The 11,806-nt window shown below is 59.3% G+C and carries 13 protein-coding genes and 1 tRNA gene; 9 read left to right on the forward strand and 5 right to left on the reverse strand.

Annotation, left to right across the window (positions count from 1 at the left end):
- The first annotated feature begins 1 nt into the window (after nucleotide 1).
- On the forward strand, nucleotides 2–457 hold the full coding sequence (locus PXK07_RS09865; protein ID WP_274848064.1) for a hypothetical protein: 456 nt from the start codon (nucleotides 2–4) through the stop codon (nucleotides 455–457).
- 159 nt (nucleotides 458–616) lie between these two features.
- Here PXK07_RS09865 and PXK07_RS09870 read toward each other — a convergent pair whose 3' ends face one another.
- The 4 genes from PXK07_RS09870 to ychF form a co-directional block, all read right to left on the reverse strand.
- The gene (locus PXK07_RS09870) at nucleotides 617–1,474 is read right to left on the reverse strand and encodes a TerB family tellurite resistance protein (RefSeq protein WP_274848065.1); all 858 of its coding nucleotides are present in this window, start codon (nucleotides 1,472–1,474) and stop codon (nucleotides 617–619) included.
- Between the two features lie 6 nt (nucleotides 1,475–1,480).
- Nucleotides 1,481–1,930 (reverse strand): hypothetical protein, encoded by a 450-nt coding sequence (locus PXK07_RS09875; RefSeq protein ID WP_242654750.1) that lies wholly within the window; start codon nucleotides 1,928–1,930, stop codon nucleotides 1,481–1,483.
- 421 nt (nucleotides 1,931–2,351) lie between these two features.
- A tRNA-Ser gene (locus PXK07_RS09880) sits at nucleotides 2,352–2,441 on the reverse strand.
- A 204-nt stretch (nucleotides 2,442–2,645) separates the two neighbouring features.
- A complete protein-coding gene (ychF, locus tag PXK07_RS09885; RefSeq protein WP_274848066.1) occupies nucleotides 2,646–3,743 on the reverse strand; it encodes a redox-regulated ATPase YchF in 1,098 nt (365 codons plus the stop codon).
- Between the two features lie 195 nt (nucleotides 3,744–3,938).
- On the opposite strand from ychF, the gene PXK07_RS09890 reads away from it, so the two are divergent.
- Both PXK07_RS09890 and trpA read left to right on the forward strand, forming a co-directional pair.
- On the forward strand, nucleotides 3,939–4,430 hold the full coding sequence (locus PXK07_RS09890; protein ID WP_274848067.1) for an acyloxyacyl hydrolase: 492 nt from the start codon (nucleotides 3,939–3,941) through the stop codon (nucleotides 4,428–4,430).
- A gap of 83 nt (nucleotides 4,431–4,513) precedes the next feature.
- Entirely contained in the window at nucleotides 4,514–5,305 is a 792-nt protein-coding gene (gene trpA, locus PXK07_RS09895) for a tryptophan synthase subunit alpha (RefSeq protein ID WP_274848068.1), read from the forward strand.
- 72 nt (nucleotides 5,306–5,377) lie between these two features.
- Here the strand turns inward: trpA and PXK07_RS09900 are convergent, their stop codons facing one another.
- Complete coding sequence (locus PXK07_RS09900; protein WP_274848145.1) at nucleotides 5,378–6,610, reverse strand: ATP-binding protein; 1,233 nt, start codon at nucleotides 6,608–6,610, stop codon at nucleotides 5,378–5,380.
- A gap of 286 nt (nucleotides 6,611–6,896) precedes the next feature.
- Here PXK07_RS09900 and PXK07_RS09905 point away from each other — a divergent pair, with 286 nt between their 5' ends.
- From PXK07_RS09905 to PXK07_RS09930, 6 genes are all read left to right on the forward strand, one after another.
- Nucleotides 6,897–8,063: an alpha-hydroxy acid oxidase gene (locus PXK07_RS09905; protein WP_274848069.1), complete on the forward strand. Its 1,167-nt coding sequence runs from the start codon at nucleotides 6,897–6,899 to the stop codon at nucleotides 8,061–8,063.
- A gap of 113 nt (nucleotides 8,064–8,176) precedes the next feature.
- The gene (locus PXK07_RS09910) at nucleotides 8,177–8,800 is read left to right on the forward strand and encodes a 50S ribosomal protein L25/general stress protein Ctc (protein ID WP_274848070.1); all 624 of its coding nucleotides are present in this window, start codon (nucleotides 8,177–8,179) and stop codon (nucleotides 8,798–8,800) included.
- A gap of 143 nt (nucleotides 8,801–8,943) precedes the next feature.
- Nucleotides 8,944–9,636, forward strand: coding sequence for an aminoacyl-tRNA hydrolase (gene pth / locus PXK07_RS09915; protein ID WP_274848071.1), 693 nt, complete (start codon nucleotides 8,944–8,946; stop codon nucleotides 9,634–9,636).
- Nucleotides 9,637–9,709: 73 nt separating this feature from the next.
- Nucleotides 9,710–10,873 (forward strand): serine hydrolase domain-containing protein, encoded by a 1,164-nt coding sequence (locus tag PXK07_RS09920; protein WP_274848072.1) that lies wholly within the window; start codon nucleotides 9,710–9,712, stop codon nucleotides 10,871–10,873.
- Nucleotides 10,874–10,884: 11 nt separating this feature from the next.
- Nucleotides 10,885–11,256: a DUF2237 family protein gene (locus tag PXK07_RS09925; protein ID WP_274848073.1), complete on the forward strand. Its 372-nt coding sequence runs from the start codon at nucleotides 10,885–10,887 to the stop codon at nucleotides 11,254–11,256.
- A 146-nt stretch (nucleotides 11,257–11,402) separates the two neighbouring features.
- Complete coding sequence (locus PXK07_RS09930) at nucleotides 11,403–11,723, forward strand: antibiotic biosynthesis monooxygenase family protein (RefSeq protein WP_274848074.1); 321 nt, start codon at nucleotides 11,403–11,405, stop codon at nucleotides 11,721–11,723.
- Nucleotides 11,724–11,806 lie beyond the last annotated feature (83 nt).

Raw genomic sequence — 11,806 nt, forward strand, 5'->3', positions numbered from 1 at the left:
GATGAACAGCGATCAGTTTACCCCGCGATTTCCATTCGCAGATTGGCCCAACCCTGACGTCCCTGCGGTCGCCGCAGGCGTCTATGCGATCTGGAAGGCTAACGAACTGATCTATTGCGGCATGTCCGGACGAGAGATCGACAGCAAAGTCAAGGCCGCGCCAAAGAAGTACGGCTTGGTGACCCGCCTCAACAGCCACGCTAGCGGCAGGCTGTCAGGCGACCAGTTCTGCGTCTACGTGGCAAACCGGTTCGTGATCCCGTCTCTCAAGGCCGAGGAACTGCCACTGTTTGAGAGCGGCAAGCTTACACTTGATGCCCGCACGAAGACCTTTATCCACGACCATCTGGACTATGCCTTCGCCCTGGTCGAAACGTCTGCCGCCGCTTATGAATTAGAGCGAGCCGCTCGGCGCGGGGATGTGTTTGGCGTCCAACCGTATTTGAACCCCTTATGATTGAGATATGGCCGACCTGGCGCCGGAGGTGCCGAACCGGCTGACCTGCGGGCGCGATGCGTCGGTGGTCAGTCTTTACGACCTGTGCTTTCTGGCTTCAGAACCGTGGGGGGAGCAACGGCAGCGTCTATTCCATCACTGGCGTTAGCTGTAGAGAACCTACATTTTTTCATCCGAATTACCGCTGAGCTTTCCACGAACCCAGCTGGTGGCTGACGTAATTCCTGCTAAAGGCATCACAGCCGCTCGCTTGATGGAACTGTAGGTTGAAATCTCCTGATCCAGCGCAGCGATTATGCGTTCAATCGCCATTTCTTCCCGTTCATCGAACTTTCCATCTGCTTCCGCAATCTCGGTTAGCAGCGCCTTAAGCCCGTTCTGTATCTTGGAGAAGTCGCAATCTGGATTGGTACGAGCAAACTCGGCGAGGGTAGCAGCCATTTCGCTGACCCGTTGTTCATCTGTCGTCTCCTCCAGCAAGTCTAGTGCGTGAGACGTGTAGTCGGGATCATAGCCCCACTCATCCACAAAATACTCACTGATCACGCGACGTTCAACTTGGTCAATGTTCCCATCAATGGCTGCCACCTTTACAGCTAGGCTGCCAACAAGGTCCATGAAAGATGCCCCAAGAACATCTATCGGGGTGTTGAGGAACCGCGGTATCTCCTCGACGCGACTTCCGTAGTAGGATCTGTAAAGCCGCGTAACTCCGTAGAACATGCCCGCCGAAGCGACGCTAGCTCCAACAATGTAAGGCACCGGAGAAAAGGGGTTAAAAAGAGTCAACAGCGCTGCCACCCCTTTAGGAGCCAGGGCGGATGCAATCAAAGAGCCACCGCCCGCACCTGCGCCAGCGAAGCCCCCTGTTTTGCTAAGATCACCAAGCAAGTCTGCCATCTTGAGAGACGTAAATACGCCCGCTCCTGCGCCGACCTTAGCCTTAAACCTGTCTTCGTTCTCAACTACGCGTTCAACAAGATCGAAGCTTTCAATACGATCCTCTATGGTCGTCATTCTTCCTTAGACCTTTGCTGTAAAAGGGGAAAATTCTGCCTCTACTTCGTCCATCGCCTGTTTCAATGCCCCTTGGCGTATGTCCATGACCGCACCTTGTGCGAGCCCGAGAAGGACCAAAAGCTTGCTAAGAAAGCCACCAATTAGAGGCCAAGCAGCGATGCCAAGCAGGGTCGCCAGCGCCACCGCCACGATCACACCAAGGGTCATGTTGGGGAATTTCTTAATCAGTCCCATGGCGATGTCCAACACCCTCCGGCCAATCGCCACCACCACCTCACCAACCTTAATGGTGAACTTCGCAATATCGTAGAGTAGAGCCTTCATGTCTGCCGATAGATCGGTACGATCAACGAAATCCTTCACCTTCCGCAACGGTGGTGAGGTCCGGACACGCTCCAAGGCTTCCTCCATTGTGAACATCTCTTGAGCGCCAGAACCATTTTCTTTGACCATCGCCTTTTTCTCCTATCGTCCGGATAATCCTTGAATCTGTTATTCACCGATTAGAACAATTTCGCCATTGATTTCGGTCAATTATGCGCCCCGACGCTGGTTGTCACTTTGGGCATCGCGCAGCCTTACGAAGTTTTGCGCTGTGCCACGCCGCCTTCGGGTGTCTCTGTTCGCTTCGATAGCAGCCGAACTCACCTCAACTGCGGCGCAATCATATTTCCCTAACTATCTGATATATAGACAACTTTTTAATCCGCCTCGATCTGAGTGAAGGGCGGGTGGAAAGAGACGCGGGGCGTTCAGAGACTGATTTCGGCTAAACGACCAGTCTCCGAAAGTCGGATGGCATCGCTAAACCCCTTTGAACCAAAAAGAAAAAAGGCCCCGCTAGGGACCTCATCTCGGGTTTGCGATGTGCAAGTGGCGGAGACGAAGGGATTCGAACCCTCGAGACGGTTTCCCGCCTACTCCCTTAGCAGGGGAGCGCCTTCGACCACTCGGCCACGTCTCCGTCGGCCGGTATATGGGCCAAGCCCAAGGGAAACAAGGCCGAAAATCGCGGTTCGGGGCATTTTTCAATCCGGCATCGAAAAACCGCCAGGATGCAACTGGCGGGCGTTTCACGTCGGGGCTCTCTGGCATGCCTGTTGCACAGCACAGAAAAACGCCCGCCAGAAAGCTCTGACGGGCGCCATGTTTCAGCTGAAGGCAGGGGTCAGGTGTTGAACAGGAAGTGCATCACATCGCCGTCCTGCACGATGTAGGATTTGCCCTCGGCGCGCATCTTGCCTGCTTCCTTGGCACCCTGTTCGCCATTGTTGGCGATGAAGTCCTCATAGGCGATGGTTTCGGCGCGGATGAAGCCTTTTTCGAAATCGCCGTGGATGACACCGGCCGCCTGGGGCGCCGAGGTGCCCTTGCGGATGGTCCAGGCGCGGGCCTCCTTGGGGCCGACGGTGAAATAGGTTTCCAGGTGCAACAACTCGTAACCGGCGCGGATCAGGCGGTCGAGACCGGCCTCGGTCAGGCCCATTTCCTCTAGGAACATCTGCGCCTCGTCCGCCTCCAGCTGGCTGATCTCTTCCTCGATCTGGGCCGAGATGATCACATGGGCATTGCCCTGGGCCGCCGCCATTTCGGCGACCTTGGCGGAGTGTTCATTGCCCTCGACGGATTCGGATTCGCCGACGTTGCAGACATAAAGTACCGGTTTGGTGGTCAGAAGCTGCAGCATGCGCCAGGCCTTGGCGTCTTCGGCGTCGACCTCCACCAGGCGAGCGGGCTTGCCGTCTTCCAGCATCGCCTGGGCATCGGCCAGAAGGCGATCCTGCTGCTGGGCTTCCTTGTCGTTGCCCTTCAGCTTGCGCACCAGGCCCGCGCGGCGCTTCTCGATGCTTTCGAGATCCGCCAGCATCAGCTCGGTCTCGATGGTTTCGGCATCGGCCACCGGATCGACGCGCCCCTCGACGTGGGTGACATCGCCATCCTCGAAACAGCGCAGCACATGGGCGATCGCGTCCACTTCGCGGATATTGGCCAGGAACTGGTTGCCGAGGCCCTCGCCCTTGGAGGCCCCTTTGACGAGACCCGCGATATCCACAAAGGTCATCCTGGTCGGGATGATCTGTTTCGAACCGGCGATGGCCGCAAGTTTGACGAGACGCGCATCGGGAACGCCGACTTCACCCACATTGGGTTCGATGGTGCAGAACGGAAAATTCGCCGCCTGTGCCGAGGCGGTTTTCGTCAACGCGTTGAACAGCGTCGATTTGCCAACATTGGGCAGACCGACGATTCCCATTTTAAAGCCCATACCGGCCTCCTGATGCCACTTGGCTGCGCTTCTAGGCAGCAATGGAGTATGGTGCAAGCGGTCATGGAAAAAAGGCGCTGCCGAGATCTTGCTCACGGGTTTTCACGGTTTCTATCATTTGCTTGATTTTTCTGTCGGAACGAGACTTAAATGCACATGTTGCGGTCACCAGACGCAAACAAGCCGAGATTGATCATGAAATACATTGCCGCCCTGACAGCCGTTCTCCTGAGTGCGCATGCCGCCCATGCCGAAGACCGTGAGATTTCTATCGGAATCGGATATTCCGACTATTCCCGCCCCGGGTCAGAGAATGGTGCGCTGGTGTCACTTGACTATCGGCACAGCCCGTTCTGGGAAAAGGGTAACTTTGCGGCCCGTTTTGGTGCCGCGCTGGATGTTCAGGAAACCGGAGATGTCTTCATTGGGGCCGGTGTGGCCGGGAGATGGGATCTGGGCCGGGCCTGGTTCATCGATGCCAGCATCCTGCCGGGGGCCTATTTCGAGAGCGTGGCGTTGAACGATCTGGGCTCGACCTTCGAAATACGAAGCGAGATCGGGGTCGGGCGCGGCTTTGCCAATGGAACCGCCGTATCGCTGGCGATCTCGCATAAATCCAATGCCTCCACCGCCAGTCTCAATCCCGGCGTGAATTCCGTGCACCTGCGCTGGCACATTCCGCTTTAGGCGGCTTTGCGCGCCGGGGTTGGGATTGATTTTAGCCCCAACATTCGGCACACCGGGGCGAACAGTAAACACAAGGCCCGACCATGACCCGCATCGATGCAAAATTCGCTGACCTCAAGGCAGCAGGGAAGAAAGCTTTCGTCTCTTACGTCATGGCCGGGGACCCGGATTACGAAACCTCCCTGCAGGTGGTCAAAGGCCTGCCCGCCGCCGGTGTCGACATCATCGAGCTGGGCCTGCCATTCACCGACCCGATGGCGGACGGGCCGACCATTCAACTGGCCGGTCAGCGGGCGCTGGATGCGGGCATGACGCTGGAGCTTACGCTCCAGCTGGCCACCGAGTTCCGCAAGGAAGACGACACCACGCCGATCGTGCTGATGGGCTATTACAACCCGATCTACAACCGCGGGGTCGACACCTTTCTGCAGGATGCCAAGGCCGCCGGGATCGACGGGCTGATCGTCGTGGACCTGCCCCCGGAGGAGGACGAGGAGCTCTGCATTCCGGCCCAGGCCGCAGGGCTGAATTTCATCCGTCTCGCCACCCCGACGACGGACGACAAGCGCCTGCCGCGGGTTCTGCAGAACACCTCGGGCTTTGTATATTATGTCTCCATCACCGGCATTACCGGTGCGGCCGAAGCCGAAGCGGGCGACGTGGGACCGGAAGTGGCCCGGATCAAATCCGCCACCGATCTTCCGGTGATCGTCGGTTTCGGGATCAACACCTCGGAAAAGGCGCAGAATATCGCTTCGGTCTCCGATGGTGCCGTGGTGGGCAGCGCCATCGTCAGTCAGATCGGCGCCGGGAAGTCGGTTGATGAGGTGCTGGCCTTCGTGAAGTCCCTGTCGGACGGCGCCCACGCAGCTTGACGCCACTGCGCCTGACGGTGCCGACATCCTGAGTGGTGCTGGCCGAGGCTTCGACCGAAACCGCCAAGGTCTTCAGGTCGTGGTCCCTTTGCAGGGCAGCCGGTCATGGGTGTCGCACAAGAGGCGCGCAATCGCCGGGAAAAGGTCTGCCTTTCGGGTCGGCTTTGCCACGTGATCCGACATGCCGTTCGCCATGTAGCCTTGGACCTGGTGCAACATCGCATTGGCAGAGATCGCGATGATCGGAACCGGTTGGCGTTCCTCTTGGCTCTCGACCTCGCGGATCTTGCAGGTTGCGGTCACCCCGTCCATCACCGGCATGTTCACATCCATCAGGATCAGGTCAGCCCCCTCCGCCTGCCAGAGATCGAAGAGTTCCGCCCCGTCAGACACGATGGTCAGATCCAGGTCGAACTCTTTCAGCAGGTGGCGCAGCACCAATTGATTGGTCAGGTTGTCTTCCGCCGCCAGCACCCGCCAGCGCCGATCCGCCAGGACGGCACGGCTCCAATCGTTTTCTTCCTGTGCCGTTTGCTTCGGTGGTTCTGCCGCCTCCAGCACGAGCGAGACATGGAATTCGCTGCCCTCTCCCTCGGCGCTGGTGAATTCGATGCCACCGCCCATTTCCTTGCAGATCTGCTGTGCCACCACGAGGCCCAGCCCGGTGCCACCATGGCGCCGGTTCACGCTGGCCTGAGCCTGGGTGAAAGGGTTGAACAGCTTGCCGTGCTGCTTTTCATGAATGCCGGTGCCGGTGTCGCGAATGTTGAAGTCGAGCAGGATCGTCTCCTCTCCCAGATGCGCTGCCGATACCGAGAAGGACAAGGCGCCCTCTGCGGTGAATTTCAGCGCATTCGACAACAGGTTCCCAAGTACCTGCCGCAATCGGGTCGGGTCCAGTTTGGCCCAGACTTCGCCCTTGACCATCAGCCCGCTTAGAACGGTGGTAAAGGACAGCCCCTTGGCCTCGATGCGGGGGCGGTACTGCTGGCACAGCGACATGAAAATCTCGTTCACGTTGCTCGGCAGGGTCTCCAGCTCCAGCTTGCCCGCCTCGACCTTGGAGAGATCCAGAATGTCATCGACGATGGTGAGCAGCAGGTTGCCACTGTCGGTTATGGTGTCGAGGATCTCTTGCTGATCTTCCCGCAGCCCGCTGTCGGCCAGGGCCTCTGCCATTCCGAGGACACCGTTCAGCGGTGTCCTGATCTCATGGCTCATGACCGCCAGAAAGGCGGATTTGGCCTGATTTGCGGCCTCGGCTTCCTTGCGGGCGGTTTGCTCCCGCTTGAAGGCCGCGCGCATGTCAGCCAAGCTGCCCGCCTCGGGAAATGAAGAATCGAATTCTGTTTCCACGTTTGACCCGGTTTACCCCTGAAATTCTGTCCGCTCCCACGACAGCCAGGCAATCGTCCCCGGCGCAAACGGCGCCACCCCGACCGGCTGTCAGGAGAATCCTAGCAATGGCAAGTGATAAATCTAACGTAAAATGCCGAAGGGGGACATTTTGTCCAAGCGCAAAGGCAATCATTGCGCTGGCGCCACACAATTGGTAAAGAATGTTGACCAACATTAGGCGAGGACTGAACCAGTGCCTGTAATTACCAATATCAATGACTTGAAGCGCATCTACGAACGCCGTGTTCCCCGGATGTTTTATGATTATGCCGAAAGCGGCAGCTGGACCGAGCAGACCTTCCGCGAGAACACCTCGGATTTCGAACAGATCCGCCTGCGTCAGCGTGTGGCCGTGGACATGTCGGGCCGCTCTACTGCCAGCCAGATGATTGGCCAGGATGTCGCCATGCCTGTCGCGCTGGCTCCTGTCGGGCTGACCGGCATGCAGCATGCCGATGGCGAGATCAAAGCCGCCCGCGCCGCCGAGGCATTCGGTGTCCCCTTCACCCTGTCGACCATGTCGATCAACTCGATCGAGGATGTCGCTGAGGCAACCAACAAACCCTTCTGGTTCCAGCTTTACACCATGAAGGACGAGGACTACGTGCGCCGCCTGATCGAGCGCGCCAAGGCGGCCAAATGTTCGGCCCTGGTGATCACGCTGGACCTGCAGATCCTGGGTCAGCGCCACAAGGACCTGAAGAACGGCCTGTCCGCTCCGCCGAAACTCACCCCCAAGACCATCGCCAACCTGATGACGAAATGGGCCTGGGGCATTGAAATGCTGGGCGCCAAGCGGCGCGAGTTCGGCAATATCGTCGGCCATGTGGAAGGCATCTCGGATGCCTCCTCGCTCGGCGCCTGGACGGCGGAGCAGTTCGATCCCTCGCTCGACTGGGGCAAGATCGAAAAGCTGAAAGAGATGTGGGGCGGCAAGGTGATCCTGAAGGGGATCCTGGACGCCGAAGACGCCAAGATGGCTGCCAAGGTGGGCGCCGATGCCATCACGGTCTCCAACCACGGCGGGCGGCAACTGGATGGTGCGCTCAGCTCGATCCGCATGCTACCGCAGATCATGGATGCCGTCGGCGATCAGGTCGAGGTCCATCTCGACAGCGGTATCCGCTCGGGCCAGGACGTCTTGAAGGCGCTGGCGCTGGGGGCCAAGGGCACCATGATTGGCCGCGCTTTCGTCTACGGGCTGGGTGCCATGGGGCAGAAGGGTGTCACCACCGCGCTGGAGGTGATCCAGAAGGAACTCGACACCACCATGGCCCTGTGCGGCGAGCGCAACGTGAAGGATCTGGGGCGTCACAACCTGCTGGTCCCCGAAGGTTTCGAGGGCGTCTGGCAGGGCTGATCCGCCTTTGGCTTTTTTGCGCTTTGCATCCGGGGGATTCTCGGCTATATGCGCGGCTTCACGCGGGGTGACAGCCTTGGAGGCATCCCGCCCTAACATATTGGAGAATTCAAATGGCTGGAGAGATTCCTGATCTCGTTTGCCAGGAACGTGCGGGGACGGGCAAGGGCGCCGCTCGCGCAGCGCGTCGCGCTGGCATGGTTCCTGGTGTTGTTTTTGGTGGTGACGCTGAGCCGATGGCGATTCAGATCCCCTTTAACGAGCTGTTCAAAAAGCTGAAGGCCGGTCGCTTCAAGTCGACCCTGTGGAACCTGAAGGTCGAAGGCCAGGAAGACGTCCGCGTCATCTGCCGCGACGTTCAGCGTGACGTGGTCAAGGACCTGCCGACCCACTTCGACCTGATGCGCCTGCGCCGCACCACCAAGATCAACCTGTTCATCCCGGTTGAATTCACTGGTGAAGATGTGGCCCCCGGCATCAAAAAAGGCGGCATGCTGTCCGTCGTACGCCCCGAGGTGGAACTGGTCGTGACCGCTGGCGATATCCCGGAAAAGCTGACCGTGGACATCTCCGAGCTGCAGATCGGTGACACCGTCACCATCTCTGCGGTTGAACTGCCCGGCGGCGCCAAGCCGACCATCGACCGCGACTTCGTGATTGCAAACATTGCAGCACCTGCCGGTCTGGCTTCCTCTGACAACGAGGAAGAAGGCGAAGCGGAAGCCGCAGAAGAATAAGATCCACGCCGCAGGCCGGATCATTGAGCGGAGCCCCTTCGGGCTCCGTTTTCTTTTGCCCCTACGGATGACGCACCTCTGGATTTTCACCGGCTGAGCGGGCATGTATCCCCGCAAGACGTCTGCAAACAGCGAGAGACCCCATGAAACTCTTTGTCGGCCTTGGTAACCCCGGCGCAAAATATGCGCATAACCGGCATAACATCGGCTTCATGGCGCTGGACCGGATCGCCGAGGATCACGGCTTTTCACCGTGGAAATCGAAATTTCAGGGCGAGATCAGCGAAGGCACCCTGGACGGGACCAAGGTGCTGCTGCTGAAACCTCAGACCTTCATGAACAACTCTGGCCAATCCGTGGGCGAGGCGATGCGGTTCTACAAGCTGACGCCTGCCGATGTGACCGTGCTGCATGACGAGCTGGATCTGGCGCCCGGCAAGGCGCGGGTGAAACAGGGCGGGGGGCATGCGGGGCACAACGGGTTGCGTTCGATCCATGCCCATATCGGTGCCGACTATGCCCGCGTGCGCCTTGGCATTGGCCATCCCGGCCACAAGGATGCGGTCGCGGGATATGTGCTGCGCGACTTTCCCAAGGCCGATGAAGCCTGGCTGGATGACCTGATGCGCGGGATTTCCGATGGGGCTGCCCAATTGGCCAAGGGCGATGGCGGCAAGTTCATGAATGCGGTTGCCCTGCGCACCGCACCGCCGCGCAGTTCCACCTCTGCCGGGGGCAAGGACAAGCTCGCAAAAGAGGCAAAGCCGGAGGCGGAACCCGCCAAACCCGAGGATGCCCGCTCCCCGCTGGAACGGCTGGTCGACAAGTTCCGCTAGGCTGCCTTCCGTCGGGTCCGCTTTGCGCGGGGTCCTCCCCGCGGCTAGGCTGATGGCCAAAGGGAGGAAAGATATGCGCAAGTTCATGCGGATCGCCGGGCGGATCCTGGCTGTTGCAGTTGTTGTCGCCGTTGCAGGTGGCCTGTGGAAACGGGAAGAGATCATGCGCCTCTGGGCGGTGAACTCTCTGTTTTCAGAGGAAAAGATCGTCGGAAACTTCTCCAACATGAATGCAGCCTTCCTGACCCGGCCCGTGCCGCGCGGGGCAGGGGCGGTCTCTGCGCTGCCTCAGGGGGCCGAGATGACCCTGCCGGATGGTACGGGCAGCTGGATCGAAGATCGTGCGGTGACCTCTCTTTTGGTGCTGAAGGACGGGCAGATCCGTCACGAAAGCTATCACCTTGGCACCGGTGAGGATGACCGCCGCATCTCCTGGTCGGTGGCCAAGAGTTACCTGTCGGCTTTGTTCGGGGTGCTGCTGGAAGAAGGCGCGATTGCCTCCATCGACGATCCCGTCACCAAATATGCGCCGCTCTTGAAAGGCAGCGCCTATGATGGCGCCAGCATCCGCAACGTGTTGAACATGGCCAGCGGTGTCACCTTTGACGAGGATTACCTGGACTATGATTCGGATATCAACCGCATGGGTCGCGAGGTTGCATTGGGCGGCACGCTGGATCAATTCGCGGCCGATCTGAAGGAAACCTTCGCCACGCCTGGTGCCACCTGGCAGTATGTCTCGATCGACACCCATGTGATCGGCATGGTGATCCGCGGTGCCACCGGGCGCAGCATTCCCGACCTTCTGTCGGAGAAGATCATCGCGCCCCTGGGGTTGGAGCAGGAGCCATACTACGTGACCGACGGTGAAAGCGTCGCCTTCGTCCTGGGCGGGCTCAACATCACCACGCGGGACTATGCCCGCTTTGGCCGGATGATCGAGCAGGACGGGCACTATGGCGGCCAGCAGATCGTTCCCGCCGCGTGGATCCAAGACTCGACCCGTGCCTCGGCGCCGACTGAGGCGGGCAAGATCGGTTATGGATACCAGTGGTGGATCCCCATCGGCGCCCATGCGGGTGAATTCATGGCACGCGGGGTCTATGGCCAATACATCTATATCGATCAGGCCCGCGATGTTGTCATTGTCAGCACCGCTGCCGACCGGAAATTCCGCGACAAGGGCGTAAACCGCGCTAATATCGAGATGTTCCGAAAGATCGCCCGCGCATTATAGGCCAAGCACCCATGGAAAAAGACGACAGTATCAATGTTCTGGGCAGCGCCCTTCAGCCCTGTTCCAATGATCCTTTGACCGGCTTTTTCCGCGATGGTGCCTGCAACACCTGCGCGGCCGATCAGGGCAGCCATACGGTCTGCGCGGTGATGACGGGGGAATTCCTCGCCTATTCGAAATATGTGGGCAATGACCTCAGCACTCCCAGGCCCGAGTTTCAGTTTCCCGGCCTGAAACCCGGCGACAGCTGGTGCCTGTGTGCCGCGCGCTTCCTGCAGGCCGCGGATGAAGGCTGTGCGCCACGGGTGAAGCTGGCCAGCACCCACAGGCGTGCGCTGGATCTGGTGCCGCTGGAGATCTTGCGCGCCCATAGTGCCCAATAGCAGCCCCTGCGCGTTCAGGTCTCACCCGCTCTGCATTGACCGGACCGGGATTTCTCAGATACTGAGACCTATCGCCAGCCCGGGTGCGTGCTCTTGCCCGCCTTCGCCAGCCTTATGCAACCGCAGAAGAGAGGGCCAAGGGCACCATGACCTTTATTGCCATGAACCGCTTCAAGATTCGTCCCGGACGGGAAGGGGATTTTGAAACCATCTGGAAAAACCGGGAAAGCCGCCTGAACGAGATGAAGGGGTTTCAGGAGTTCCGGCTGCTGAAGGGACCGAAAACCGAGGAATACAGCCTCTATTCCAGCCATGTGATCTGGGACAGCCAGGATGATTTCGAGGCCTGGACCAAGTCCGAGCAATTCCGCAATTCGCATCGCAACGCGCGGCAGAACGAAGGCGAAAGCCCCTTTATCGGCCATCCGCAGTTCGAAGGTTTTGAAACCGTTCTGGAGGAAGGCTGAGCCTCCCGTTGCGCTGTGTAAGCGCTAGCTGGACAATGAAAAAGGCGCCCCAAGGCGCCTTTTTTGCATTTTTTGACCGGGGC

It is taken from the genome of Phaeobacter sp. QD34_24 (genome assembly GCF_028890115.1).
Lineage (GTDB): Bacteria > Pseudomonadota > Alphaproteobacteria > Rhodobacterales > Rhodobacteraceae > Phycobacter.

Bases quoted from the DNA above. Each gene is read 5' to 3' on its own strand.
- ychF (WP_274848066.1), bottom strand. From the start codon at position 3,743: ATGGGCTTTAAAATGGGAATCGTCGGTCTGCCCAATGTTGGCAAATCG.
- PXK07_RS09920 (WP_274848072.1), top strand. From the start codon at position 9,710: ATGCGCAAGTTCATGCGGATCGCCGGGCGGATCCTGGCTGTTGCAGTT.
- PXK07_RS09870 (WP_274848065.1), bottom strand. From the start codon at position 1,474: ATGACGACCATAGAGGATCGTATTGAAAGCTTCGATCTTGTTGAACGC.
- PXK07_RS09875 (WP_242654750.1), bottom strand. From the start codon at position 1,930: ATGGTCAAAGAAAATGGTTCTGGCGCTCAAGAGATGTTCACAATGGAG.
- PXK07_RS09900 (WP_274848145.1), bottom strand. From the start codon at position 6,610: ATGCGCGCGGCCTTCAAGCGGGAGCAAACCGCCCGCAAGGAAGCCGAG.
- PXK07_RS09925 (WP_274848073.1), top strand. From the start codon at position 10,885: ATGGAAAAAGACGACAGTATCAATGTTCTGGGCAGCGCCCTTCAGCCC.
- PXK07_RS09930 (WP_274848074.1), top strand. From the start codon at position 11,403: ATGACCTTTATTGCCATGAACCGCTTCAAGATTCGTCCCGGACGGGAA.
- PXK07_RS09865 (WP_274848064.1), top strand. From the start codon at position 2: ATGAACAGCGATCAGTTTACCCCGCGATTTCCATTCGCAGATTGGCCC.
- PXK07_RS09890 (WP_274848067.1), top strand. From the start codon at position 3,939: ATGAAATACATTGCCGCCCTGACAGCCGTTCTCCTGAGTGCGCATGCC.
- PXK07_RS09910 (WP_274848070.1), top strand. From the start codon at position 8,177: ATGGCTGGAGAGATTCCTGATCTCGTTTGCCAGGAACGTGCGGGGACG.
- pth (WP_274848071.1), top strand. From the start codon at position 8,944: ATGAAACTCTTTGTCGGCCTTGGTAACCCCGGCGCAAAATATGCGCAT.
- trpA (WP_274848068.1), top strand. From the start codon at position 4,514: ATGACCCGCATCGATGCAAAATTCGCTGACCTCAAGGCAGCAGGGAAG.